The 25,573-nt window shown below is 27.4% G+C and carries 24 protein-coding genes; 14 read left to right on the plus strand and 10 right to left on the minus strand.

Features of this window, described 5'->3' with window-relative positions; all coding sequences use genetic code 11:
* Positions 1-103 precede the first annotated feature (103 nt).
* The 3 genes from GQX97_RS09470 to tmk all read left to right on the plus strand — a co-directional run bounded on the left by GQX97_RS09470 (position 104) and on the right by tmk (position 2,860).
* Positions 104-904, plus strand: coding sequence for an SDR family NAD(P)-dependent oxidoreductase (locus GQX97_RS09470; protein WP_157151690.1), 801 nt, complete (start codon positions 104-106; stop codon positions 902-904).
* 139 nt (positions 905-1,043) lie between these two features.
* Positions 1,044-2,192 carry a phospho-N-acetylmuramoyl-pentapeptide-transferase gene (gene mraY, locus GQX97_RS09475; protein WP_157151691.1) on the plus strand — a complete coding sequence of 383 codons (1,149 nt, stop codon included), beginning with the start codon at positions 1,044-1,046 and terminating at the stop codon, positions 2,190-2,192.
* Positions 2,193-2,248: 56 nt separating this feature from the next.
* Complete coding sequence (gene tmk / locus GQX97_RS09480; protein ID WP_157151692.1) at positions 2,249-2,860, plus strand: dTMP kinase; 612 nt, start codon at positions 2,249-2,251, stop codon at positions 2,858-2,860.
* On the opposite strand, the gene GQX97_RS09485 is transcribed toward tmk, so the two are convergent.
* Positions 2,829-3,245 (minus strand): single-stranded DNA-binding protein, encoded by a 417-nt coding sequence (locus tag GQX97_RS09485; protein ID WP_157151693.1) that lies wholly within the window; start codon positions 3,243-3,245, stop codon positions 2,829-2,831. The two genes, tmk and GQX97_RS09485, sit on opposite strands and share 32 nt — an antisense overlap.
* A gap of 110 nt (positions 3,246-3,355) precedes the next feature.
* Positions 3,356-4,012, minus strand: coding sequence for a DNA-formamidopyrimidine glycosylase family protein (locus tag GQX97_RS09490; protein ID WP_157151694.1), 657 nt, complete (start codon positions 4,010-4,012; stop codon positions 3,356-3,358).
* A gap of 178 nt (positions 4,013-4,190) precedes the next feature.
* Between GQX97_RS09490 and GQX97_RS09495 the strand changes: the two genes are divergently transcribed.
* From GQX97_RS09495 to GQX97_RS09515, 5 genes are read left to right on the plus strand one after another with little or no spacing between them, the layout of a single operon-like run.
* Positions 4,191-5,669, plus strand: a complete 1,479-nt coding sequence (locus tag GQX97_RS09495) for a hypothetical protein (protein ID WP_157151695.1) — start codon at positions 4,191-4,193, stop codon at positions 5,667-5,669.
* Between the two features lie 37 nt (positions 5,670-5,706).
* Positions 5,707-6,597 carry a patatin-like phospholipase family protein gene (locus GQX97_RS09500; protein ID WP_157151696.1) on the plus strand — a complete coding sequence of 297 codons (891 nt, stop codon included), beginning with the start codon at positions 5,707-5,709 and terminating at the stop codon, positions 6,595-6,597.
* Positions 6,598-6,618: 21 nt separating this feature from the next.
* Positions 6,619-7,209, plus strand: coding sequence for a histidine phosphatase family protein (locus tag GQX97_RS09505; RefSeq protein ID WP_157151697.1), 591 nt, complete (start codon positions 6,619-6,621; stop codon positions 7,207-7,209).
* Between the two features lie 19 nt (positions 7,210-7,228).
* Complete coding sequence (locus tag GQX97_RS09510; RefSeq protein ID WP_157151698.1) at positions 7,229-8,221, plus strand: cobalamin biosynthesis protein; 993 nt, start codon at positions 7,229-7,231, stop codon at positions 8,219-8,221.
* 21 nt (positions 8,222-8,242) lie between these two features.
* Positions 8,243-8,752 carry a nitroreductase family protein gene (locus GQX97_RS09515; RefSeq protein ID WP_157151699.1) on the plus strand — a complete coding sequence of 170 codons (510 nt, stop codon included), beginning with the start codon at positions 8,243-8,245 and terminating at the stop codon, positions 8,750-8,752.
* A gap of 192 nt (positions 8,753-8,944) precedes the next feature.
* Here GQX97_RS09515 and recN read toward each other — a convergent pair whose 3' ends face one another.
* The 4 genes from recN to GQX97_RS09535 form a co-directional block, all read right to left on the minus strand.
* Entirely contained in the window at positions 8,945-10,672 is a 1,728-nt protein-coding gene (gene recN / locus GQX97_RS09520) for a DNA repair protein RecN (RefSeq protein ID WP_157151700.1), read from the minus strand.
* A gap of 2 nt (positions 10,673-10,674) precedes the next feature.
* Positions 10,675-11,547, minus strand: a complete 873-nt coding sequence (locus GQX97_RS09525; RefSeq protein WP_157151701.1) for an NAD(+)/NADH kinase — start codon at positions 11,545-11,547, stop codon at positions 10,675-10,677.
* A gap of 450 nt (positions 11,548-11,997) precedes the next feature.
* Positions 11,998-12,732 (minus strand): hypothetical protein, encoded by a 735-nt coding sequence (locus tag GQX97_RS09530; protein ID WP_157151702.1) that lies wholly within the window; start codon positions 12,730-12,732, stop codon positions 11,998-12,000.
* A 136-nt stretch (positions 12,733-12,868) separates the two neighbouring features.
* A complete protein-coding gene (locus GQX97_RS09535; protein ID WP_157151703.1) occupies positions 12,869-13,303 on the minus strand; it encodes a PepSY-like domain-containing protein in 435 nt (144 codons plus the stop codon).
* A gap of 304 nt (positions 13,304-13,607) precedes the next feature.
* On the opposite strand from GQX97_RS09535, the gene GQX97_RS09540 reads away from it, so the two are divergent.
* On the plus strand, positions 13,608-14,000 hold the full coding sequence (locus GQX97_RS09540; protein ID WP_157151704.1) for a MarR family winged helix-turn-helix transcriptional regulator: 393 nt from the start codon (positions 13,608-13,610) through the stop codon (positions 13,998-14,000).
* Between the two features lie 2 nt (positions 14,001-14,002).
* Positions 14,003-14,662 (plus strand): YitT family protein, encoded by a 660-nt coding sequence (locus GQX97_RS09545; RefSeq protein WP_157151705.1) that lies wholly within the window; start codon positions 14,003-14,005, stop codon positions 14,660-14,662.
* 192 nt (positions 14,663-14,854) lie between these two features.
* Here GQX97_RS09545 and glyS read toward each other — a convergent pair whose 3' ends face one another.
* Positions 14,855-16,942 carry a glycine--tRNA ligase subunit beta gene (glyS, locus tag GQX97_RS09550; protein WP_157151706.1) on the minus strand — a complete coding sequence of 696 codons (2,088 nt, stop codon included), beginning with the start codon at positions 16,940-16,942 and terminating at the stop codon, positions 14,855-14,857.
* Between the two features lie 152 nt (positions 16,943-17,094).
* Between glyS and GQX97_RS09555 the strand changes: the two genes are divergently transcribed.
* Both GQX97_RS09555 and GQX97_RS09560 read left to right on the plus strand, forming a co-directional pair.
* Positions 17,095-18,093: an aldose epimerase family protein gene (locus tag GQX97_RS09555; RefSeq protein ID WP_157151707.1), complete on the plus strand. Its 999-nt coding sequence runs from the start codon at positions 17,095-17,097 to the stop codon at positions 18,091-18,093.
* A 31-nt stretch (positions 18,094-18,124) separates the two neighbouring features.
* On the plus strand, positions 18,125-18,760 hold the full coding sequence (locus GQX97_RS09560) for a class I SAM-dependent methyltransferase (RefSeq protein WP_157151708.1): 636 nt from the start codon (positions 18,125-18,127) through the stop codon (positions 18,758-18,760).
* A gap of 535 nt (positions 18,761-19,295) precedes the next feature.
* Here GQX97_RS09560 and GQX97_RS09565 read toward each other — a convergent pair.
* From GQX97_RS09565 to GQX97_RS09575, 3 genes are all read right to left on the minus strand, one after another.
* Positions 19,296-19,592 carry a DUF2314 domain-containing protein gene (locus GQX97_RS09565; protein WP_157151709.1) on the minus strand — a complete coding sequence of 99 codons (297 nt, stop codon included), beginning with the start codon at positions 19,590-19,592 and terminating at the stop codon, positions 19,296-19,298.
* A gap of 92 nt (positions 19,593-19,684) precedes the next feature.
* Positions 19,685-22,108 (minus strand): TIGR03960 family B12-binding radical SAM protein, encoded by a 2,424-nt coding sequence (locus GQX97_RS09570; RefSeq protein WP_157151710.1) that lies wholly within the window; start codon positions 22,106-22,108, stop codon positions 19,685-19,687.
* Positions 22,109-22,121: 13 nt separating this feature from the next.
* Complete coding sequence (locus GQX97_RS09575) at positions 22,122-22,826, minus strand: B3/4 domain-containing protein (protein WP_157151711.1); 705 nt, start codon at positions 22,824-22,826, stop codon at positions 22,122-22,124.
* 280 nt (positions 22,827-23,106) lie between these two features.
* On the opposite strand from GQX97_RS09575, the gene GQX97_RS09580 reads away from it, so the two are divergent.
* Together GQX97_RS09580 and lepA are read left to right on the plus strand one after the other, a co-directional pair.
* Positions 23,107-23,568, plus strand: a complete 462-nt coding sequence (locus tag GQX97_RS09580) for a hypothetical protein (protein ID WP_157151712.1) — start codon at positions 23,107-23,109, stop codon at positions 23,566-23,568.
* Positions 23,569-23,676: 108 nt separating this feature from the next.
* A complete protein-coding gene (gene lepA / locus GQX97_RS09585) occupies positions 23,677-25,488 on the plus strand; it encodes a translation elongation factor 4 (RefSeq protein WP_157151713.1) in 1,812 nt (603 codons plus the stop codon).
* The last annotated feature ends 85 nt before the right edge of the window (positions 25,489-25,573 follow it).

Raw genomic sequence — 25,573 nt, forward strand, 5'->3', positions numbered from 1 at the left:
TTTTTTACAACACATTATTATATTATTAATTTATCTTATTGACCTATAAAAAATATTGTATATATTATAATTGATAGCTTTGAAATATATAAGGAGTGTAATTATGAAACTAGTAGAAAATAAAATAGCATTAGTAACTTCATCAACTAGGGGTATTGGTTTGGAATGCAGCAAGAAGTTGGCAGAAAATGGAGCTAAGGTTTATTTGGCAGTGAGAAGGCTTGATGCTGGTAAACAAATAGCTGATGAAATTATAAAAAATGGCGGTGATGCTGATGTTGTTTATTTTGATGCTGCAAAAGAAGAGACTTTTACATCTATGGTAGAAGATGTTGTAAAAAAAGAAAACAAAATAGATATACTTGTTAATAATTTTGGTACTACTGATGTTAATAAAGATTTAGATTTAGTTAATGGAGATACTGAGACATTTTTTAAAATTGTAAATGAAAATATAAAAAGTGTTTATTTGCCTTGTAAGGCTGCTGTAAAAAACATGAAGGCAAATGGGGGAGGAAGTATAGTTAATATTTCATCTGTTGGAGGATTATTTCCAGATATATCTCGTTTGGCTTATGGCATATCTAAAAGTTCTATTAATTTTTTAACTAAAAATATAGCAGTTCAATATGCAAGAGATAATATAAGATGCAATGCTGTACTTCCGGGTTTTGTTGCAACAGAAGCTGCTATGGAGAATATGTCTCAAGAGTTTTTAAGTGCTTTTTTGAAGAACGTTCCTTTAAATAGGCCTGCTACAACAGAGGATATAGCAAATGCTGTGTTATTTTTTGCTAGTGATATGTCTTCTTTTATTACAGGAGAGACTATGCCTGTTTCTGGAGGTTTTGGAGTGCCTTCTCCAATGTATGCTTTGTATCAGGATATGATGAAAAAAGGATAATAAAACTTTAATTAACATAATTATTTTAATTGACAAAAAATAAATTTATAATACTATTAAATAGTTTATTTTTAACAATTTTACATTTTTGTTAAAAATAAACTTATAATAATATATTTTATTTAAAGGCTTCCTGTTTATGCTATATGAGATTTTTTATCCGCTTAGAGAGAGTTTTTTTGGTTTCAATGTTTTTAGATATATTACTTTTAGAACTGCGGGTGCTGTTGCTACTGCATTGATTTTGGTATTGGTATTTGCTCCGAGTATAATAGAAAAATTAAAGAGGTTACATTTTGGGCAGGTTGTAAGAGATGATGGGCCAGAGACTCATTTAGTAAAAACTGGTACTCCTACAATGGGCGGCATATTTATAGTTGGAAGTGTGTTAATAAGTATATTATTATGGGGAAAATTGGATAACATAAAAATTATACTTCTTACTATATCTTTAATTATACTTTCTATAGCGGGTTTTTTAGATGATTTTCTTAAGATTAAATATAAAAACTCTAAGGGGTTGCCCGGTAAATATAAAATTGTGTTTCAGGTAATTGTTGGATTAATAATAGGTATATATTTATATTATTTTGATAAATCCACTTTTTTAATGAAGTTTGATTTGGAGAAGGGTATAAGTGTTTTGGAGGCAGTAAAAGTTGCACAGGTTCCTTCATCTACTTTATTTATACCATTTTTTAGCAATATTTATATAGATTTAAAAATGCTTTATATACCTTTTTCTATATTTGTAGTTGTGAGTATGAGTAATGCTGTGAATTTAACTGACGGACTTGACGGTTTAGCTATAGGTCTTTTAATAATAATGTCTATGGCTTTTGCTGTGCTTTCTTATGTATCAGGTAACTCTCTTATTTCTACTTATTTAAAAATACCTTTTATATCTGATGCTGGAGAGGTTACTGTATTTGTTGGGGCTTTGATTGGGGCTGGTTTAGGATTTTTATGGTTTAATGCTCATCCTGCACAGGTTTTTATGGGAGATGTGGGTAGTTTATCTCTTGGAGGTGTTTTAGGTATAATTGCATTATTTATCAAACACGAACTTTTGCTTGTAATAGTTGGAGCTGTTTATGTATCTGAGGCTTTTAGCGTTGTTGTGCAAGTGTTTTCATATAAGCTATTTAAAAAAAGAGTATTTAAAATGGCGCCTTTGCATCATCACTTTGAAAAGTCTGGTTGGAAAGAAACTCAGGTTGTTTTTAGGTTTTATATAATAGGTATAATAACTGCTTTAATTGGAATAGCAACTTTGAAAATAAGGTAATATAATTTTTAGTAAGTTATAATATTTATATATTTATGTAGGTGTGTGAAAGTTTTATGAAAGGAAAATTGATAGTTATAGAAGGAATAGATGGAAGCGGCAAGTCTACAATTGCAAAAAAATTAGCAGAAACGCTAAATAAAAATAATATAGAAACAATATACACCTTTGAACCTACCAATGCCTACTATGGTGCTAAATTAAGAGATACAATGCTTTCTAAAGACATGGATTTAAATAGAGAATTAGAGCTATTTGTAGATGATAGAAAAGAGCATATAAGACTCATGATAAAACCAGCTTTAGAAGAAGGTAAAACTGTAGTACTTGATAGATATATGTATTCATCTATTGCTTATCAGGGTGCTAAGGGTATTGATATAGAAAAAATAAAAAATATGCATGAAAGTTTCATTTTAACTCCAGATATAGTTTTTATTTTTCATCTGCCTGTAGAAAAATCTTTAAATAGAATCATAGAAAAAAGAGGCTTCATAGACAGATTTGAAAATGAAGAATATCTAAAAAAAGTAGACAGCATATTTAGCAGTTTTAATGAGCCTTTTATATATCATATCAACGCTGATAAATCTATAGATGATATACACAAAGAACTCATTGATATATTAAAACAAACTAAAATGCTTGTTCCAAACTTTCCTCTATAACATCCGATACAATTTGATTATTTGCACTGTTATAATAATTATTTTTTTCTATAGTTTTTTTATCTAAACTTTTTACTTCTAATGCAAGTATATAAATAGAGTTTTTTCTAGTTCCGTCTTTAGCAATATAAGAGTTCTGTCTTAATTCTCCATGTACTAATATATGTCTTCCTTTAAGAAGATTAATAGCAACTTTTTCTGCAGTAAATCCCCAAGATATTAAATCAAAAAAGTAAACCTCTTTTTGCAAACTTCCATTAACATAATAATATCTATTGTTCGCTATAGAAAACTTGCATAATGATTTGCCATTTTTAGTTTTTATATATGAAGGGTCTCTTGTTAGTCTTCCTTCTACTACTATTATATTAGCATTTCCAGACATAATTTTTACTCCTAATTTTTATTATACTATTAGTTAAACAAAAATTATGAAAAAATATGCCTGATTTTATTTTTATTTTTTTAAGAATTTATTAATTTTTATAAAAATTATTAATCTTCAGAATCTTCGCCTTCATCATCATCATCTCTGTTTCCAGAAGCTTCTCTTAATACTTGTTTTATAGCATCAAAAATCTCTCTTGCCTTAGCTTTATTTATTTCAGTAGTTTTAGTTCTTTTAGTTATAGAAGCCCTTTTTAATATCATATCTCCGTAAGTGTCTCCTATACCGCTTATTATAAGAGGGTTTTTAATAAGTTTCTCTACAGTTGTAGGATTATCCGCAAGCAATTGGCAAAATAAATTATAATTAAATTGCTTAGTGAGAGGGTCATAACCTACTTGAGGCATTGTAGTATAATCTTTCCATATAGGTATAATGAGGGTAGCATCATCTTTATCTTTACTTTCATCTACAACAAAGAAATTGCCATTATCTGTTTCTAATTTTATTATAGCATTTTTGTAAGTACTATTTTCTGTAAGTACAAAAGAACCGCCAGAACCCAAATCTACAAGCATAGCATCTTGTGAGAACTGAAAATGCATATATCCGCCATGTCTTAATACATCTATTATTTTCTGTCCCTTAACATCTTCAAGCTCTTTGTATTTTTTATCTAAAGCAACAACATTATTAATATAAGAATAACAAATCTCACCCTTTAAAGCATTAATTAAATTAATTAAATATGGTAGTTCTTTCATACACTGCAACTCCGCATATATTATGTTTACTTTGATTTTAACATTTTTATAAAAAAAAGCAATCTGAATAAATGCTATATTGTTTTATAATGCAGTAATTTATTAAAATTATGTATATTATAGTTTATTGTGAAAAAACTACAAAAATAGTATAATAAAAGCACTTTAAGGAGTATGCATGAACCTAACTATTCCATATGAAAACAAAATAAAAGAATCTGACAAAAAAATAATAGAAGAATATATAGAAAATAATGTAGAAGAATATAAAAATAATTATGCTAAATTAACAGAGCTTACAATGGATGCTGTATCATCATTGAGTGCTTCTAAATCTAGAACACAATTTATTGCTAATCAGGGATTTATTAAAAATATATTAAATACAATTACAGGGCAAAATAGAAAAATAAGATATGAAATTGATTATAATTATTCTATAGTAAAGAATGCTTCCATTAAAATGATAGAAACTTTAGCAAGACAAAATAAAATAACTTATGAGGGTATAATATATTTAAACAACAAGCTCAACAACATAGGAAAAGATATAGATGAAGAATTAATAGCAGTATGCGAAAATGTGAGAGAGTCATTTAATGTTTTATTAAATAAAATAGATGAACAATCAAGCAGAATAGATAATATAGAAAAGAAGGTTCAGTTATTAGAATTTAAGGCTGCTAAAAATATATTAGAATATAATGGAATAAAATATATTGAAATGGACGATATAGAGAGATTAATATGCTTATCTAATGATTTGTATCATAGTATCACTTCAAATAATAAAAAAGATAATTTAGTGTTTAAAGATAATATTTTTATGATTAAATCAATATTATTTGATTTTAATATAAACTTAGAAGGCTCTACATCTTTAAAAGATTTTTATCTTAAATTTATTGAAAGACCTTATTTAATAGATAAATTATTTTTTTCAATTGATATTAATAATGATGTTGCTCAAATATTTATACCAATACTTGGTGCTGTAAAAAAATTAGAAAAGTTAAACGGTGAAGAGAGTTATATAGTATCATCCATATTAGAGAAACTTACTGCTTCAAATATAAAAGCCAATATAACAGATATAAAATTTGATTTAATAAAAGAATATGGAAAAAATATCTCAAATTTTGATTATGAAACAACTATTAATAATTATGAGCTTATAGTTTTAATAATGAATGAATTGAAAATAATATCAACAAAAATAGAAGCACCAGCTATAAGTTTAGAAAATAGTTTGGAGTTAATAAAAGAATATTATTCTTCAAAACAATATTTAAAAGTTATATTAGAAAGTAGTAAAATAAAAGGAAATAACAAAGAGATTTTAAATATGAAGATTGATTCTTTATATAAAATATTAATAAAAGAAGTATCCAAAACTAAAGACTATAAGGAAATTGCAAAAGTATATTTAATGAAAAGCGAATATGATAAATCTATAAAATATTTAGATAAATATTTTGAAGAGCATTCTAATAATAAAGAATTGTATAAGTATAAAAATAGATTAAAAGAGCTATATGATAAAACAAAAAAATATCAGGATAAAATATCTAAGCAAATAGAAAAAACTAAAGATGATAATAAAAAAGAGTATTTAGATTTTTTGAATGATTTTTGGGGACTTTATTTAAGTAAGTAAGATAAAATAGTTTGTATGATTTTTTGGAGATTATATAATGAATAAATTAGGATTAGTTTTAGGAGGCGGAGGCGGACTTGGAAGCTATGAGATAGGGGTATGGAAAGCTTTGAGAGAATATAATATCGATAGACAGATAAAGGCTATATCAGGGGCTTCTGTTGGTGTATTAAATGCATGCTTAATGGCACAAAATGATTATACTATAGCAGAGCATATTTGGACCAAAGAAATAGAAGATAAGATATTATCCAAAAAAAAGATAGACAGTAAAAACAAAAGCATATCAGCAAATGGAATATTCAGCAGAGAGGGACTGCTTGAGATTATAGATAAATATTTAAATATAGAGACTGTATCAAATTGCAAATATCCAATATATGCTGCGGCGGTTAATTTAGAGAGCATTAATGTTGAGTATTTTAAGTTAAATGGAAAAAGTGTAAAAGAGATAAAAGAGATAATGATGGCTACTAGTGCTATACCTATAATATTTGGAAGGCAGGAGATTAATGGTGTTAATTATGTTGATGGAGGTATTGAGTTTCTAAATGGAAACAATTTGCCTCTTACTCCTTTATATGAATATGGGTGTGATGAGATTATAGTTGTTAATTTATATAGAGATGCTATAGTTGAAAAGTCTGAAACTTGTAAAGTTTATGAGATTGTACCTAATGAAGATATAGGCAGTTTTACTAATGGAGGTTTAGATTTTACTTTAGATGGGGCTATGTATAGAATAGAGAGAGGATATATTGACACTATGGAGATATTGAAAGCCGTATTTGAGTTTAAAATTATGGAAGATGAAGTTAATTATATGAGTGATAAAATTAAAGATTATAATATGAAAAGTTATAATGAAAGAAGCAAATTAAAAAGTAAATTGTATAGAGCTATAGATGATTTGAAAATAGATGATTAATAAAATATGGAGCAGCAGAAGATGAAAATTTTATTTATAAGACATGGTCAAACAAAAAACAATGCAGAGCAAAGATGGCTTGGCTCTACAGATGTTTCACTTTGGCAAGAGGGGATAAATGCTTTATTAAAAAATAAAAGCACTATAGATAAATATAAGCCTTTTGATAAATTATATTCAAGCCCGATGAAAAGATGTGTTGAAACTGCTAAGATATATTTTGATGATATGAGTTTTGAAATTATGAATGATTTAAGAGAGAGAGGATTTGGAAAGTTTGAGGGTATGACTTATAGTGAGCTTAAGGATAATCCTTATTATAAAGAGTTTATTAAAAGTTATTGGAGAAGTGAAGTACCAAATGGAGAGCTATCTAATAATTTTTTTAATAGAGTTTATAATGTATATTTAAGTATAATAGAAGATATGAAAAAAAATAATTTAAAATACACTGCAGTGGTTACTCATGGAGGAATAATTATGACTATATTAGATAAATATAATATAGAAAAACATCCATTTTATGATTATCTTTTACCTAATGGTTGCGGATATCTTACCGAAATTATAGAAAATAACAATTTAAAAATAATAGAGAAAATTCTATTATAAAATAACGGAAATTAATTTTATGCAAACTTTATTAATACTCCCTATATCATTTCTTTTAAATATTTTTGTGTATAAGTTTAAAATTGATATATTTCAATATATAAAGATTCCAATAGAAAAATTGCAATATTTATTAAAAGATAAAGTTTATAAAAATAATGAAACATTAGAGCTTATTTTAGGAATAATAGTATCTTTAATAGTTTTATTTATTTCTTTTGTTGTGCCATATTTTTTATTTTATCTTTTATATAAAGTTCATTTTTTATTAGGAATTATAATAGAGCTTATAGCGGCATATATTATTATAGGAATAAGAAAACCTTTTGAAGTTAGCTCTTCAATATATTCTTCTGTTAAATATGTGAATTTAGATGAGGCAAAGAATATTTTGAAAGAAAACACTAATATAGATGTTAATGATATTGATAGAGAAAATATTATTAAAAAGACTATAGAATATTCTTCTATTAGTGTGGGAGAAGATTATATATATACTTCTATTTTCTTTCTTTTGGGAGGGATACCTCTTTGTTTCATGTATAAAATATTATGCATGCTTTCTGATATATCATCAGATAACGATGTTGCTATTGATGAAAACAGAGTTAAAGATAAATATGGAATGTTTAATATTAATTTTGCATACTATATTAATATGATACCTTCTATATTTGCATTTTTATCATATGCTGTAGCGGATTTTCTTTTGGGATATGATATAAAAAAGGCTTTTATGGTTTTTAAGAGAGATGGAAATGATAATAAAGCTAGGTTGGAATGTGCTGTTGCAGGAGCTTTGGATATAGAGCTTGGAGGAGAATATTTAAAAGATTCTGAGATTCATGATAGAATTTTAGTTGGAGATGCTGTTAACAAATTAGAATCTAGTCATATAGTAGCATCTAATAAAATACTTATTATGGGAGCTATATTTGCTTTATTTGTATTGATTGTTTTAAAACTATTATTTATGCTGTTTGGTATTATTTTTAATAAATTATTTTTTTAATTATTTATTGGGGGAATTTTTATGCAAGAAGATATTTTATTTACAAGAAGAAGTATAAGAAAGTATATTAAAGACAAGGCAGTAGAAAAAGAAAAGATAGAGTATATATTAAAAGCTGCCATGTATGCTCCTTCTGCAAACAATAGAAGAAATTGGGAGTTTATAGTTATAGAGAAAAGAGAGACATTAGATAAAATAGCAGATGTTCACCCTTATGCTAAAATGCTATATACTGCAACTTTGGCTGTTATAGTATGTGGAGATTTATCTGATGAATCTGGAAAACTTTATTGGCAGCAAAACTGTTCTGCGGCAATAGAAAATTTAATGCTAGCTTGTAAGGCAAAAGATTTGGGAAGCGTATGGCTTGGGGTGGCACCTCGTGAAGAGAGAATGAATGAGATTATCAAATTATTTAATTTACCAGATCATATAAAACCTCTTGGAATAGTTGCTGTGGGCTATCCTGACGGTGAAGTTGCTATGCCTGATAGATTTGAACCGAACAAAATTCATTATGAGGCTTATTAATTTTAATTATTTGATTATTTTATGAGGATTTATTTCCTCAATTTTATATTTTTATAATATGCATTAAATATATTATAAGAGATAAATTAAAGTAAAAATGCAGTTCTTTTGGTTCTTTTATACCAATAAAAGAACTGGGGGTGCGGGGGCTAGTCCCCGCAAATAATTAAAATATAAAATTTTTTCTATATATTAAAATAAGCTAGATGACTTTTTGGCATGTTCCAACAATTCTTCTGCATGCTTTATGCTTGCATCTGTTATTTCTTTGCCTGTTATCATTCTTGCTATTTCATTTACTTTATTAGAATCATTTAACTCTTCTATTGTTGAAGTAACCACATCATCTTTTTCATTTTTTATTACTTTAAAATGATTATTAGCATATATTGCAATTTGTGCTAAGTGAGTAATGCTTAATATTTGTTTTTGTTTGGATAATGCGGCAATTTTCTCTCCTATAACTTCTGCAATTCTTCCGCCGACACCTACATCTATTTCATCAAACACACAAGTCTCGCAGTAATCTCCGCTAGAAAGCACGCTTTTTAATGAAAGCATAATTCTTGATATCTCTCCTCCAGAAGCAATCTTTCTTAAAGGCTGAAACATAGCTTGCTTATTTGGTGCTATTATAAACTCTATATTGTCTATGCCATTAGAGTTTGCTTTTAAGTTTGTGCCGTCTATATTAAGTATGCCGTCTTCATCATCTTCATCATATGTAATCTCAACATCAAATTTTGTAGAAGTCATTCCTAAGTCGCACATTTCTTTTTCTATAGCATTTATAAAAACATCTTTCTTTGACTTTCTTATATCAGAAATCTCTTTTGCTAATATTGATGTTTTTGCTCTTATGTTTTCTATTTCCTCTTTTAATTTTAATATATCTTCTTCAGAAAAATTAAGAGACTCCAATTTTTCTTTAGCCTCTTTGGCATAATTAATAATTTCTTTTATATTGTTTCCATATTTCTTTTTTAATGTATTTATAAAGAAAAGTCTTTCATTGAGAGCTTGTAATTCTTCTGGGTCGAATTTGGCTTTCGCTCTTATTTCGCTAAATACTGTTTTTATATCTTCAAGATTTAATGATATAGCTTCTATTTGTGATGCCAAATCTGAAAGCCTATCATCATATTGAGAAATTGATTGTAATGTATTAATGCTTCTTGTAAGTTTTAAATAAGCACCAGATTCATTTCCAAATATATCTTTATTTATAACAGACAAAGCAGATGCTATATTTTCTGCATTAGACATCATTGCTATATCGTTTTTTATCTCTTCATCTTCATTATATTTTAAGTTAGCTTTTTCTATTTCTTCTATAGCATATTCTAAAAAAGATTTTTCTTTTAATATTGTATTTTTATTTTGTGATATTTCATTATATTGTTTTATTAGCTTTGTAAGTTTATTATAATTATCTCTATAAACTTGCAGCTTATCTTCAATATTTAAATAAGCATCATAAAAATTAATATGATTTGCAACATTAAAAAGAGATTGATGTTCGTGCTGACCATGTATATCTACTATTAAATCTCCTAACTCTTTTAACTCTGCCACACGCACACCAATGTTATTTATAAAAGAACGGCTCTTACCATCTTTTGTGATTTCTCTTTTTATATTAAGTTCATTTCCTGTAATTTCTATATTCCATTCTTTTAATTTGCTTTTTACTATATTTAATGATGATTGCAAAAAGAAAGTCCCTATTACAGTTAGCCTATCTCCATTTAAGCCTACCATTCTTGTAGAGCCTTTCTCACCTGTAATTAATTCTAATGCACTAATGATAATGCTTTTTCCAGCACCTGTTTCTCCTGTTAAAACATTAAATCCGTTTTCAAAATTGATTTTTACTTTATCTATTAATACAAAATTTCTAATATCTAAATATTTAAGCATTACTATATGCCCCAGTTAAGTTTGTTTCTAAGTATATCATAAAATAGTCTATTTGCACTCTGAAATATGTAACAATTTTTATCGCTTATACTTGCTTTTACAGTATCAGTTTTTCCAAATTTATATATATCATAACCATCTATTGTTATCATACCTTTTTTTGATTTTTGAGAAAGCTTTATCTCTACACTGTCGCCTTTAGGTATAACAAGCGGTCTAAATGTGAGCGAATGAGGTGCTATAGGTACAAAAGACATAGCATCTATTGTAGGAGCAATGATTGGACCTCCTGCACTTAAAGCATAGGCAGTAGAACCTGTAGGAGTAGCCACCACCACACCATCTCCAAGTATAGATGATATTTTTTTACCAGATATATTTATGTCCATATATATAGTTCTTCCATCTAGTTTGCATAATGCAAGTTCATTTATTGCTAAATAATTTTTTGTAGTTTTTGATGTTTTTATTTCTATGTCTAAAAGTGTTCTAGGCTCTATTTCATATAGAGTCTTTTTATTATTAAAATATTCCTCTATAATAAGATATGCTTCTTCTGGAGGAATTTCTGATATGAAGCCTAATGTGCCATTATATATAGGTAAAACAGATATATTATATTTAATAGCTATTTTTAATGCTGATAATAATGTGCCGTCTCCTCCTATGGATATAAGCATTGACACATTTTTTAATGTTTTTATTGCTTTATTAATATTATTATAAGATGATATATCATAATCTATAAGTATAGCATCTACATTATATTTGTTTATAATAGTTTTTATTTTTTTTACTATGCTATCAGTATTATTTCTGCTTTTATTTATTATGATGCCTATTGATTTATTTTCTAAATTATTATTTTTTCTCATCTTACTTTTCTTAAAATAAAGAGTTTTCAATTAGAATATTATATAAAACTTTTATTAATATATCAAGTAAAATAAAAATATATAATGTATTTAAAAGGCACAAAATATTATTTTTTATATTTATCTATGTTTTAACTCTATTCTAATTCCCTCCCTATTAACCTTTTTATATTATTAAAAATTTTTGCTTCAATATTTTATAATGCTTAATAAAAAAGCACTCCCGCCCAAGGTTTTTATTAAGCTTATTATATTATAATACCGCACGTTAAATAAAATAATAAATATAATTAAAATTGCATTTCAAATTAATTTATATTTCTTGCTTAGTTTACCGTGCGGTGAGTTGAATTTTAAAAATTATAAATGTTTTTTAAATTGAAAAATATTATTATTTTTTATTTAAAAGGAGGGGATTAAAAATCACCCTCTCAATTTAAATATTTTAATTTATTTAACTTCTTTTAAAGTACCTTTTAGTGTGAGAATATCATTTTCAAAAGTACCTTGTAAATCTCCTTGCCAATAAGTAATTCCATCTTTTGCCTTATCTGTAACCATTTCAATATTTGCAAAGTCTATATCATTAGAAATTTGTAATTTGCTCATTTTATTGTTTTCTAAGCCATAACCAATTTTAAATATTCCATTAGTATCAGACTTTAATTCATAAGCCCAAGGATAAACAGTAGGACCGCCTGCATGTGCATATCTAATGGTGATAACTCCAGTCTCATCTTTTGTAACACCTGTTCCTGTAACTTTTGGTCCATTAGTGCCGTCTAAAGTTTTTTGTGATATACCAGTTCCTGTCATACCGTCAAAAATGTAAGTTTGTGCAGGTGCAACTCCGTATAACACAAAAAATCCTAATCCTCTTTCAATTTTATTATTAGCAAATTGCTTATTTTGATATCTATATGAATCCCAAGATTTTGTAGCTCCTGTAGGTGTAGAAGCTCCTGTAACAGCATCTACTTTAGCATCTATGTCTCCATAACTTCCTGTAACTTTTAAATATGAGTTTTGCATTATAGTATTATCATCATTAGCTTTTTCACCAAATATAGCTTGAAAGTCTATAGCGAGTGTTGCAGGCTCTGTTGTAGTTTGATTGTTTGTTTCAGTGTTACTGCCACATGAAATAATAAAAACAGAGAGTGCTAAAATTATTAAATGTTTCATAAATATTATCCTTTTTATGTATTTTTAATTGATTATATATTATATACAAAAAAAATAAAATATTTTGAAATTTTAATAAAAAAGAGAGAAGCATAAAAACCTCTCTCTTTTTTTTAATATTAATTTCTATTTTCTATTAATCTAATTTATCTCCTACAATTTTACCACTATTATCTACATAAACTTCTCTATTGTTTCCTAGTTTTAATTTGTAGCTGCTATATTCTTTGCTTACTTCTAAAACAGGAACTTGAGGGTACTTAGTTTCTACTGCTTTCATTACAGCTGCAGGTATGAATTTTGTAGGTAAGGGCATTTTAGCAGATACATCAGTCCAATCACCATTTCTATCAAAGTCTATTTCAACTCCGCTAGCTAATTCCACCTTAAAGCTGTTTCTATCTTGTTCAGCATAAACTATCTGATCGCTTGGGAAATTAGCTGATACAAAATCTTGTGCTTTTTTTGGAAGCTGATTAGCCTGTATAGGCATGTCTGCTGCAAATACCGTAGCTATAGATAGCATCATAATAGAAGCAATTAGAATAATTTGTTTTACTTGTTTTTTCATTTTACTCTCCTTAACGGTTTTATTTAAGTATAATAATAGTATAGTATATTATTTAGCGTTTGTCAAGTTTTTTTACATTTTTTTGTAAAAAGTAAATTATTTTTACATAAAAAATGTAAAATTCTTTTTGTATTATATAAAAATCTTAATCTTTCAAATCTAAATATAGCATTTTATATATAAAAATTCTACAAGTAATAATAATTTATTTGACATTTTTTTTAAGCATTATATAATAAGCTATCTCATTATAACAATACTTATTATAAGGATGCTCACATTGGAGAATCTGCACTATTTACTAATGAAAGCTAATTCTATGTTTGCAAAAAGAGTAATGCTTGAAGCAAACAAAATAGGACTTACATCTGGTCAGCCTAAAGTATTATACTTTTTATCTAAGTTTAAAGAAGCGGATCAGAAAACTATAGCAAACTACTTAGAAATAGAGCAGACAACTGTAGGAAGCATATTACTAGGAATGGAAAATGCTGGGCTTATTGTGAGGAAGCAGCATGATGGCAATAGGCGTTCTCTTTATGTTTCTCTAACAGAAAAAGGAGTAGAAGCTTCAAATTATATGGAGAAAGTTTTTGAGGATATAGAAAGTATTGCTGCAAATGAGATATCAAAAGAAGACGAAGAAAAATTAAAAGAACTGTTAATGAAAATGTGTCAGTCGCTTAAGGGAGTTTAATTATGAACAGAGAAATTTTTAAAAATCGTTTTGTTGAGAGATGTATAATATTAGTGATAGGTCTTGCTACTATGTCTTTAGGTATAGCTTTTTCTATTAAAGCGGCACTTGGTACTTCTCCGATTTCTAGTGTGCCGTATGTGGCAAGTTCAATATCAGGTTTATCAGTAGGGGCAACAACTATTATAATCAATCTTTTATTTATATTAATACAAATATTGCTTCTAAGAAAAAAGTATGATTTATTTCAGCTTTTTCAAATACCAGCACTTATTTTATTTGGATTTATGATTGATTTTTCTGGTTATTTAATAAAAGATATAACATATACAAATTATATTCAGCAATGGGTTTTATGTATATTAGGAATAATATTAGTTGGTTTAGGAGTAAGCATAGAAGTAATGGCAAAATTAGTTACTACACCCGGTGAAGGAGTTGTTTTAGCTATTTGTAAAATATTTTCTGTAAAGTTTGGTAATACAAAAATGGTATTTGATATATTTTTAGTAGCAGTATCAATTGTTATAGTATTATCATTTTTAGGACATTTGGAAGGGGTTAGAGAAGGTACTATTGCGGGAGCTGTATTTGTGGGATTATTAGCTAAACAATTCAGTAAGCCTTTAAAAGCTTTAGAAGAGAAATATTTGTTATCTTAAAATATTTTAAAATTATAATATATTAATATTATATAAAATTAAAATATTTGTACTTTTTGCTACGGGAAAAAGTTGATAGCGTTTATAAAAATAAAAATTGACAAAATATAATTCAATTTATCCTAATCAATTATTTTTTATATAAAAAAGGGACTTTATTTTAAAGCCCCTTTTATTTTACAATAATAATTATTATTTTACCAAACTAGAGAAGTCAAGCATATTCTTGAAAATCTTATCAACTGATGAAAGTAAAGCTATACGGTTATTTTTTATTTTCTCATCATCTACATTTACCATAATATCTTTAAAGAACTTATCTAATGGTTCATAAAGACTTGCCAATAAAGCAAATGTTTTTTCATATTCTCTCTTTTCCATAAGCTTATTAACTTCATTTAATTTTTCTTTATAAATATTGTATAAAGATTTTTCTGCCTCTTCTTTTAATAATGATTCATCTAAATTAACTTCTTTAGAAGATTTAATCATATTCTTAATTCTCTTGAACACTAATAAAAGATTAGAGAATAGTTCCTCGTTTTTATTTCTAAATGCATCAATAGCCTCTATCTTTAAGTAAGCATCATACATATCATCTATACCAGTAGAAAGAACTCCAGCAACAGAATCTTTTGCAAAGTCAATATCATTCTCAAAACGAGATTTAAAGAACTCAAATATATCATTCAATAAATCATTGCTCTTATTTACTTTAGCATCTTTAGGCATAGAGTTAATAGAATCTTCTATTAATTTTTTAAGATTAACATGCTTTTTAGATTTTATAAGAATGTTTACAATACCAAGAGCCTGTCTTCTTAAAGCATTAGGGTCTTGAGAGCCAGTAGGTATATCAGCAACATAAAAACCAGCTACAATATTATCCATCTTGTCAAGTATAGCTATAGCCTTACCAGTATCATTTGAAGGTATTTCATCAGCAGCAAATAAAGGTCTATATTGTTCATTAATAGCCAAAGCCACATCATCATTAAAATTCATAGACTTAGCAAAATAACCGCCCATTATACCTTGAAGCTCTGGGAAGTTGTAAACCATATTACTTACCAAATCTGATTTCATATATTTTATAGCTTTAAGTATATTTTCTTTATCTTTATCATATCCTAAAAGTTTTATTAAAAGCTCAGAGTTTCTCTCAAGTCTTTTTACTTTGTCAGTAACACTTCCAAGCTCTTTTCTAAACATAAGCATTTCAAGTCTTTCATTCATTTCGTCCATGCCCTTTCTAATATCTTCTTGATAAAGGAATCTACCATCAGAAAGTCTTGCTGTTAATACTCTTATGTTTCCTGCTATTATTTGAGGAGTTTTAGGCTGATTAGCAGTAATTACAAATATATTAGTTAAAGAACCATCTTTTTTACATAACGGGAAATATTTCTGATGCTCAATCATTTCACTTGTTAAAACTTCTTTAGGCACTTCTAAAAACTTAGAGTCAAATTCAGCAGTAAGCAAATAAGGCTCTTCCACCAAATCAACAACTATTTCAGAAACTTTTTTCTTTGATACTGCTTCAAAACCAAGCTCTTTTTCTATCTTTTCTAATTGGCTAACTATATTTTCTAATCTTTTCTCTCTTGAAACAATTACATGTTTTTCTTCTAAAGTTTTTTCATAATCTTTAGGGGTATTAATTTCTTTAAACTCTGGAGAGAGTAGTCTATGTCCAGTTACTTTATTGTTAGTATCTATTCCAGCAACGGTAGTCTTTATAACTTCATTGCCAAATAAAGCTAATACATTTCTAATAGGGCGTACAAATGCAAAGTCCTTATCTGCCCATCTCATCTTCTTTTTAAAATCTATTTTAGCTACAATATCTTCCAATACTTCTTCAAATAATTTTTTAGTATCTACACCTTTTTTTTCTTTTTTTACAAATAAATATTTTTTTCCGCCAACTTCTTTTATATATGCTTTATTAAAATCTTCTTTTTCATCTATGTTTTTAATATTTTCAATATTATGAGATTTTAAAAAACCTTCTCCTGCTTTGGTTAAAGCACCGTCTTTTATAGCACTTTCTAATAAAGGTCCTCTTGATTCTACAACTTCATCTTTTGACTTTTCTTCTACTTCTTCAACAAGAATAGATAATCTTCTTGGAGTTGTGTAGGCTATTATGGATTTAAAACCTATACCATTATTTTTTAGGGTATCTTCCATAATTTTCTTAAAACTCATACTTGCAGGATAGGCAAAATCTGCAGGTATCTCTTCAACTAATATTTCAATAAGTAAATCTTTCACTTCTATAATCCTTAAAAATAATTATGCTATATATTTTATATTTAGTATGTAAAAAAAACAATATTTTTTATTGCAAATAAAAATTAAAATTATGTTGAAAACTAGTTAAATTTTTTATATAATTTTGTTTATAAAAAATGGAGAATATACAAATGCAAATAAAAAACTTTAATAACGGCTATTTACTTTATGAATTAAAAAATAAAAATGATATGGTATTAAAACTCACAGATATTGGAGCTTCAATAGTTGGGGTATTTATAAAAGATAAAAATAATAATGATGTTCAGGTTTCTTTTGGAAGTGATGATATTAATTTTTATCTTAATCCTCATGATTATATAGGGTCTTCTGTGGGAAGGGTTGCTAATAGAACTATAGATGCAGAGTTTACATTAGATGGCGTAACATATAAATTAGCTAAAAATGACAACAATAAACATCATCTTCACGGAGGTGTTGAGGGTATATCTTTTAAGAAATTTGATTCTAAATGTATTAATAATAAAACAGTATTATTTTCTTATTTTTCAAAAGATGGTGAAGAAGGTTATCCCGGAAATGTAAATATTGATATTACTTATACTCTTACTGATGATAATGAGATAATAATGGATTATTTTGTGAAAACAGATAAAAGAACGCCTTTAAACTTTACCAATCATGCCTATTGGAACTTAAATGGTGATGGCACTATATATGAACATGAATTATTTATAGATTCAAAATATTATCTTCCTGTAACAGATGAATGTGTATCTACCGGAGAGATTTTAAAAACAGAGAACACTCCTTTTGACTTTACAAAAAATAAAAAAATAGGGTTAGACATAGAAAAATGCGGAGGCTATGATAATTGTTTTATATTTACTAATAATGATGTAAACAAATTAAAGGCTAAAGCTTATAGTGATAAAACAGGCATAAGCTTAGAGTTTTATACAACAAAACCTGCTATGCATTTTTATTCTGGAAACATGCTTAATAATAGAGAAGTTAGAAACACTGTATTAAACAAACATATGGCTTTTTGTTTTGAGAGTGAGTATTTGGCTTGTGCTTTGAATTTTTTACATTTTCCAAGTATAATATATTCGCCTGATAAGGATTATAAAGAGAGAACTATATATAAATTAAGTTTAAATAAATAATTAATGAACTAATTAAAGAGAGATTGTATTTATGGAAGAAAGCAGAAAATCTATAATAGTTGATCATTATATAAACAGAGTAAATGATTTAAATATACCAGATTATAAAGTAGTTGACTGGGAGTCTGAAGAGGCACAGAATTTAAGGTTTAAGGCGTTAATAGAGCATTTTAATATGAGAGGAAATGTTTTGCTTGATGTTGGATGCGGGGTTGGAAGTTTGGCAGAATATATAGATAAAAATGACATCAACTTATATTACATAGGTATAGATATTATGCCTGAGATGGTTGAGAGAGCTAAAGCAAAAACTTATAAAAATATTAGCCCTCAATTTATGACTATGGATTTCTTTAAAAAGACTGATATAAAGAATGATGTTGATTATATATACACTTCTGGAATATTTAATTTAAACTTGGGAAACAATGAAGAGTTTTTAAAAGAGGCTATAGAAGCATTTTTACTAGCAGCAAGAAAGGGCGTTTGTTTTAATTTGCTTGATATATCTTGTAAAGAAAAATACGGAGATAAATATTATTATTACAAAAAAGATGATATACTTCTGCTTACTCAAGATATATTAAAAAAGCTTAATTTAAATTATAAAATACACATAGAAGATAAATATTTGCAAAACGATTTTTCTGTATTTATAGATTATTAAATTAAAGCTATTTTATAGTAAAAATTTTTAAGTTTGTTATTTTTTCTGTTCTTTTTCCCGCAACTTGCACCCATACCTAAAGGTACTTCCTACGGTCGCGGTGCGGACTTCGTCAAAAGAACCAAAAAGTGCAAGTGTAAAATTAGTACCGAATCATACTAATTCTGTTTTATATGTAATATAAATTATTAAATTTAAATAAAATATAGCCTTTTTGCTTCTTTGTGGCAACAAAAGAAGTGGGGTGCGGGGCAAAGCCCTGCAAATATTTTCAATTTAATAAATTTATTTTTGACAAAATGTAATTGTTTAGGCATATAATTTCATATCAACTTTTCCCGTGGCAAAAGTTGCAAAAGCACATATTACTTTTTATTATACAGTGAAATATTAATAAAAAATTAATACCACAATAAAAACAATGATTATACTAACTTAAGCTTTCTAATATTTTTAATAATCCCAAATAAAGTTTTTCATTCAATTTTTTTGTTTATATATTATTTGTGTTTATAAAATATCCATTTTTAATTTATTAATATATATCAATAATGTTTTCTACTTTAAAAACTATTTCATCGCCATATTTTATACTTTCAATATAGTAAGGATTATTATCTAATATACCAACAAAATTGTCTTTATTGATTTCTATGATTTTTACCCACATTCTCTCAGGTATTGTTTCAGAGCTATCATTTTCCTCAACAAAAATTAATTTAACTAAATCATTAACTTTTAAAGAATCAATTTCTTTTTTGGAAGGTATTTTAAAAGTATCAGGATATTCTTTGTTTAATTCAAATGCATTTTCTAAATAATATTCACTCATATAATACACCTATATATTGAAATTATGATTTAGTAATTAAATTATGTTTTTATATATAAAACTTATTATATCAAAGCCTATAAAATAAACAATTAAATCAAATCTAGTTTCCTAATATTTTTTATATTGATATTATTCTTTGAAAGATAACTTTTTATGTCGCGTACTCTTATAGCTTTTTCATTGCTTTCTAAAAGTGTTATGAGTAAGTCATTATCTTTCTTTATAGCTAAATAATCGCCTTTTCTCTCCTCGCTTGTTCTTAATTCTTCCTTATTTGATAATATTTTTAATGCTTCTTCATCATTATCAGTTTTTATCTTGTAAATAGTGTTTTTGGGAAGAGCTTGAATATTTTTAGCATTTAAAGGAGTAGATACTGCACTAATTATTTCAATTCCTATATGAGAAAGTAAGTTATTTATTTTGTTTTTTAATAAGTCTATGTCTATAGGGTCAGTTAAACTTACTTCCATATATTCAGCCTCACTCTCACATGCAAATGGGGTAGGCGGAGTAAACACAACTTTTTCTAATGGGTGAAAACCTCTGCTTAATGCTATACTTGCACCTGCTATCTTTAAAGCACAAACCATTACACGTGATAAATCATGCATACCCAAAAGCGATGATATACCTTCTTTTTTGAATTTCATTAATACTTTATAGTTTACAGCGAATATATCTCTTTTCTTTAAAGTTTTTAATTCTTCAACCATTTGAGTAAAATTTGTATTTAAAACTTCTTTTTTGTATTTATGGCAATATTTTTTATAATCTATACCGCAGTTTTGACAGTTTCCCGTAAAGCAGTAGTCTGTAAACTTTCCGTTTTGAAATCTTTCATATTCTTTGTCAAAGAATTGCTGGCTTACAAGAGTGTCAATGCATTTCCAAGGCATGTTTATTTTTTTGCTTAATAATTCTTTTATAGTGTATCCGCTCTCTTCTATCACTTCTTTCCAAACATCATATTTAAAATATTCAACCCAAGCATCGAACCTTGCACCTTTTTTATATGCTTTATAAATAATACCTCCAATCTTTTCATCGCCTCTTGATATTATGCCTTCAATTTCTGCCATTCTTGGAGGATGATATTTTATAGCTACTTTGCTTCCTCTGAAATGGTCTCTTACTTTTCCTATATAGTAAATAGCTTCTTCATCTGTAAGCTGATTATTGTTTTCTAAAGGTGTATGAGGCTTTGGAATAAATACATTAATAGCGGCATTTATTTTTACTTTCTTTTTTGATACTTCCAGCATTTTTTCTAATGCTTCTATTATTTCATCAGCTTCTTTTTCTGGGTTATCGGTGAATCCTATCATAAAATATATTTTTACTATCTTCCAGCCCATTTTCTGAACATCAGCAAGTATATTATAAATTGCATCTTCATCCATTGATTTATTTATTTTTTCTCTAAGCTCATGGCTTCCTACTTCTAAGGCAAACGTTAATCCTGTTTTTCTAAATTGAGCGATTCTCTCAGCAGTTTCTTTATCGAATGAATCAATTCTTAATGAAGGCAGAGAGAGAGAAAATCCCTTATGCTCTCCTAGTGTCTGTAAATATTCTATTAATTCACCAATATGCGGATAATCATCAGCAGAAAGAGAAAATAAATTTAAAGTGTTTGCCCCAGTGGCTTCTAAAGACTCCATTGCTATATCAACAATTTTTTCTATAGTGCGGTTTCTTACAGGCCTATAAGTAATACCAGCTAAACAAAATCTGCAGCTATGAGTGCATCCTCTAGCTATTTCAACTGATATTCTATTTTGTATACCTTCAACAAGAGGAACTAAAGGTTTCTTCACATAAGGCATTTCATTAATATTTTCAACGAATATTCTCTTTACATTCTCTCTTGGATATTTCGGCACATAAGCATATTCAAGTTTTGAAAGCTCTTTTAATATATCATCTCTTTTAGCACCATTTTTCTTGAGATTATAAATTATATCAACAAAGTTTTTCATCTCAAAATCAAATTCCCCAAACAAAAACACATCAATAAAATCAACCAAAGGAAATGGATTAAATACACTAGGTCCGCCTGCTGCTATTATAGGTACATCTTCTCCTCTTTCATCTCTATGCATAGGTATTTGACTTAATTCAAGCACTTGAAGTATGTTTGTATATATAAGCTCATACTGCAAAGTAAATCCCAAAACATCAGCATCTTTTACCCTGCTGAAAGTTTCTAAAGTATAAAGCGGTATATTTTTTTCTCTTAAAAGTTCCTCAAAGTCTTCAGCAACGGCATACACTCTCTCGCAAGAAGCATATTCAATAGAATTAATAACCTCATAAAGTATAGAAAGTCCCAAATTGCTAATTGCTACTTCATACATATCAGCAAAACACATAACAAATTTAAAAGGCATATTAGGTTTTATTATAGCATTTATCTCACCGCCTAAATATCTAGTAGGTTTTACTATGTCTTCACTTTTTACAAGATTTAATATCTCTTCTCTCATGCTGCTGCTTGAATTATTGTTCATAAATATCCTTTAATTAAAACTCTTCAGATTCATTGTTTTCTTTGCTTAAAAAACCTTTTATAGTAGTGCAATTAAATAAGTCTTTTAAAATTGTTTCAAGTTCATCTCTTGCCTCTATTACTTTTTTATCATTAACTCCAACAAAACCATCTATTGGAAAAATAATATTAGTTGTAGTCTCTACAATCTTTCCATACTCGCTTTGTCTCCATATCCATCTTCTTGTTCTTATATCATTTCCACAAGTATATACAAGTTCATTGTCTTCTAATAATTCTATTTCAGTCTCACCAAAAGGTAAAAACTTATCACCCTTAACAGAATATCTTACATAAAAATCATCATTCATAGAATCAATATCATGCGAACCCATAGGAAGTCTGTATTTTATAGATAAAGCATTAACTAAATCTACTATTTTGTTTATATGAGGAAAACCCTTACCTTTTGAAACCCTTGTAAGTATAGCTTCTATAGATGATAAAAACTTATTAGGGTTAATAGATAATTTTTCAAAAGCATTTCTATAACATAATATTTCACTATATTCTTTTATCTTTATATTTTCTAATTCTTTTTGAGCCTCTGATAAGTTGTTATCAAGTAAATCCATAACATATTTATCATTTTCTTTATTGTCTATATTTTTAGCAACAACAAATGCTATGCATAAATTGTCTAAAGTGTTAAATACTTTCTCTTCTATTTTGAATTTCATTATTATATTAGCTCCTTTATATAATTATATAATTTTATTTTTATGATTCTATAAAGAATATAATAAAATTACTCATTTGTCAAAGTGGTGAAAAACATAAAAAATATAAAAAAAAATAATTTTTTGGGAACTTTTTTCTGTAACAATCGTCTAATATAATACACAACTTAAGAATAATTACTCATAATTTACTCAAAACTCCGTGTAATATTTTCTATTATGCGGAGTTATTGAATTTATTTTTACTATTTGTATAATTAATATATACGGAGGTAAAACAATGAAGAAATTATTTTGTATATTTTTTATATTATCATTTAATTTATTTTCACAATACTATTATTCTCCAACACCAAGAGTGGGTAATGTAAAACCATTAATACCTAATCAAAGAATACCAATGTATCAACCTCGTTATGACTTGTATAATAAAAGATATAAAAATTACGGATACACAAAAACGTATTACAAAAATGGTAGGTTCTATAAATTTGGAAACGGATATATGACTTATCAAGAGAGAGAAAAGCTAAAAGCAATAGACGGCAGATATTCTCCAAGAATTAGAATGCTTGAAGATAGAATGAGAGTAAATAATTCTAAGATACTATCAGAAATATATCAGAGAACTCCAAATAATAATGCTGTAAATAGTGCTGTTAATGATAATTTTAGAATACAAATGCAAATACAGATGCTAGAAACATTAAGAAGTCTAGATATAGACAGAAATTTTAAATAAATATTTAACATATAAAACTATTTGCAAAAAGCCCCTTGCTATATTATAATATATCATCAATGTATATAATTTTTATTATCAAATAATTATAAGGATATATTTTAATAAATGTCATACGCAGAGAAAATTAGAAATTTTTGTATTATAGCACATGTTGACCATGGAAAAAGCACATTAGCCGATAGAATCATAGAACATACCAAAGCTGTATCAAGCAGAGAGATGAAAGCACAAATTTTGGACTCTATGGATATAGAAAGAGAGAGAGGAATAACAATAAAGAGCCAAGCTGTAAAACTTTCTTATCAGGCTAAGGACGGAGAAGTATATACTCTTAATTTGATTGACACACCGGGGCACGTTGACTTTAACTATGAGGTTTCTCGTTCGCTTGCTGCTTGTGAGGGAGCTATACTTGTAGTGGATGCTGCTCAGGGAGTTGAGGCTCAAACTATTTCTAATTTTTATCTTGCTTTTGAAAATAATTTGGAGATTGTACCTGTTATCAATAAAATAGATTTACCTGCTGCCAATATTGAACTTTGTAAAGAGCAAATGGAAAAAGAGTTTGGAGTTAATAAAGATGATATTGTTTTAGCGAGTGCAAAAAATGATATAGGAATAGATGAGATACTTGAAGCAGTAGTTAAGATGATACCAGCTCCAAAAGACAATACTGATAAAAAGACAAGGGCTTTGATATTTGATTCTTATTATGACCCTTTTCGCGGTGCTGTTATGATAGTGAGAATATTTGACGGCTCTATAAAGAAAAATGATAAATTACTTTTGATGGAGACTAAAGCAGAGTATGAAGTTGAAGAGTGCGGTACACTTTTATTAGGGCTTAAATCTGCTAATGAACTTAAAAGCGGTGAAGTAGGATATATTATTGCGGGCATTAAAAATATATCAGACATAAAAATAGGGGACACTATCACTCTCGAAGAAAACCCTTCTGATGAACCTTTGATAGGATATAAAGAAGTTTTACCTATGGTATTTGCGGGCATTTTCCCTGCAGAAGATGAAGATTACACAAACCTACAAAAGGCATTAGAAAAATTAAAACTTAATGATGCTTCTTTGGTTTATGAGCCTGAGCGTTCTATTGCTTTAGGGTTTGGATACAGATGCGGTTTCTTAGGGCTCTTACATTTAGAGATTGTTCAAGAACGTCTTGAGAGAGAGTTTAATCTTAACCTTGTAATAACTAGTCCTTCTGTAGAAGTGAAATTAAAACTTACAAACGGAGAAGAGAAACTCATTGATAACCCTGCAGATTTTCCTTCTGCACAGTATATAGAAAAATGTTATGAGCCTTTTATTAATGCTCTTATAATAGTACCTACTGATTATTTAGGAAATATTATATCTCTTTGTATAGACAGAAGAGGCACTCAAACTTCTCTCACATATTTAGATGATAAAAGAGCAGAAATAAAATTTGACTTACCTTTAATAGAAGTAGTATATGATTTTTATGACAAATTAAAATCAATATCAAGAGGATACGCTTCTTTCGATTATGATTTTTCAGATTTTAGAGAAAGCCAAATAGAAAAAATAGATATACTTGTTCATGGAGAAGTAGTTGATGCATTATCATTTATGTCTCATAGAAGCAATGCAGAAAGCAGAGGAAGACAGATTATAGAAAAGTTAAAACATCTCATACCAAAGCATATGTTTCAGATTCCTCTACAAGCGGCAATTGCAGGACGCATAATAGCAAGAGAAAATATAAGTGCATTAAGAAAAAATGTTACAGCTAAATGTTATGGTGGAGATATCACAAGAAAAAGAAAATTATTAGAGAAACAGAAAGAAGGTAAAAAGAGAATGAAAGCTATTGGAAACGTAGAAATTCCGCAGGATGCATTTATTAGCGTACTTAAAACTGATGATAATAATAGATAATTTTTAGTAATAGTTAATAAATGATTATTATATAAATATAGTATGACATAAAAATATATGCCATACCATATTAATTTGATATTGA

The organism is Brachyspira sp. SAP_772, from assembly GCF_009755885.1.
Lineage (GTDB): Bacteria > Spirochaetota > Brachyspiria > Brachyspirales > Brachyspiraceae > Brachyspira.

Coding starts and splice junctions, on each gene's coding strand:
- GQX97_RS09500 (WP_157151696.1), top strand. CDS start 5,707: ATGAATAAATTAGGATTAGTTTTAGGAGGCGGAGGCGGACTTGGAAGC.
- GQX97_RS09490 (WP_157151694.1), bottom strand. CDS start 4,012: ATGAAAGAACTACCATATTTAATTAATTTAATTAATGCTTTAAAGGGT.
- GQX97_RS09555 (WP_157151707.1), top strand. CDS start 17,095: ATGCAAATAAAAAACTTTAATAACGGCTATTTACTTTATGAATTAAAA.
- GQX97_RS09570 (WP_157151710.1), bottom strand. CDS start 22,108: ATGAACAATAATTCAAGCAGCAGCATGAGAGAAGAGATATTAAATCTT.
- GQX97_RS09565 (WP_157151709.1), bottom strand. CDS start 19,592: ATGAGTGAATATTATTTAGAAAATGCATTTGAATTAAACAAAGAATAT.
- tmk (WP_157151692.1), top strand. CDS start 2,249: ATGAAAGGAAAATTGATAGTTATAGAAGGAATAGATGGAAGCGGCAAG.
- recN (WP_157151700.1), bottom strand. CDS start 10,672: ATGCTTAAATATTTAGATATTAGAAATTTTGTATTAATAGATAAAGTA.
- lepA (WP_157151713.1), top strand. CDS start 23,677: ATGTCATACGCAGAGAAAATTAGAAATTTTTGTATTATAGCACATGTT.
- GQX97_RS09530 (WP_157151702.1), bottom strand. CDS start 12,732: ATGAAACATTTAATAATTTTAGCACTCTCTGTTTTTATTATTTCATGT.
- GQX97_RS09540 (WP_157151704.1), top strand. CDS start 13,608: ATGAAAGCTAATTCTATGTTTGCAAAAAGAGTAATGCTTGAAGCAAAC.
- GQX97_RS09510 (WP_157151698.1), top strand. CDS start 7,229: ATGCAAACTTTATTAATACTCCCTATATCATTTCTTTTAAATATTTTT.
- GQX97_RS09485 (WP_157151693.1), bottom strand. CDS start 3,245: ATGTCTGGAAATGCTAATATAATAGTAGTAGAAGGAAGACTAACAAGA.
- GQX97_RS09575 (WP_157151711.1), bottom strand. CDS start 22,826: ATGAAATTCAAAATAGAAGAGAAAGTATTTAACACTTTAGACAATTTA.
- mraY (WP_157151691.1), top strand. CDS start 1,044: ATGCTATATGAGATTTTTTATCCGCTTAGAGAGAGTTTTTTTGGTTTC.
- GQX97_RS09470 (WP_157151690.1), top strand. CDS start 104: ATGAAACTAGTAGAAAATAAAATAGCATTAGTAACTTCATCAACTAGG.
- GQX97_RS09505 (WP_157151697.1), top strand. CDS start 6,619: ATGAAAATTTTATTTATAAGACATGGTCAAACAAAAAACAATGCAGAG.
- GQX97_RS09560 (WP_157151708.1), top strand. CDS start 18,125: ATGGAAGAAAGCAGAAAATCTATAATAGTTGATCATTATATAAACAGA.
- GQX97_RS09535 (WP_157151703.1), bottom strand. CDS start 13,303: ATGAAAAAACAAGTAAAACAAATTATTCTAATTGCTTCTATTATGATG.
- GQX97_RS09525 (WP_157151701.1), bottom strand. CDS start 11,547: ATGAGAAAAAATAATAATTTAGAAAATAAATCAATAGGCATCATAATA.
- GQX97_RS09515 (WP_157151699.1), top strand. CDS start 8,243: ATGCAAGAAGATATTTTATTTACAAGAAGAAGTATAAGAAAGTATATT.
- GQX97_RS09545 (WP_157151705.1), top strand. CDS start 14,003: ATGAACAGAGAAATTTTTAAAAATCGTTTTGTTGAGAGATGTATAATA.
- GQX97_RS09495 (WP_157151695.1), top strand. CDS start 4,191: ATGAACCTAACTATTCCATATGAAAACAAAATAAAAGAATCTGACAAA.
- GQX97_RS09580 (WP_157151712.1), top strand. CDS start 23,107: ATGAAGAAATTATTTTGTATATTTTTTATATTATCATTTAATTTATTT.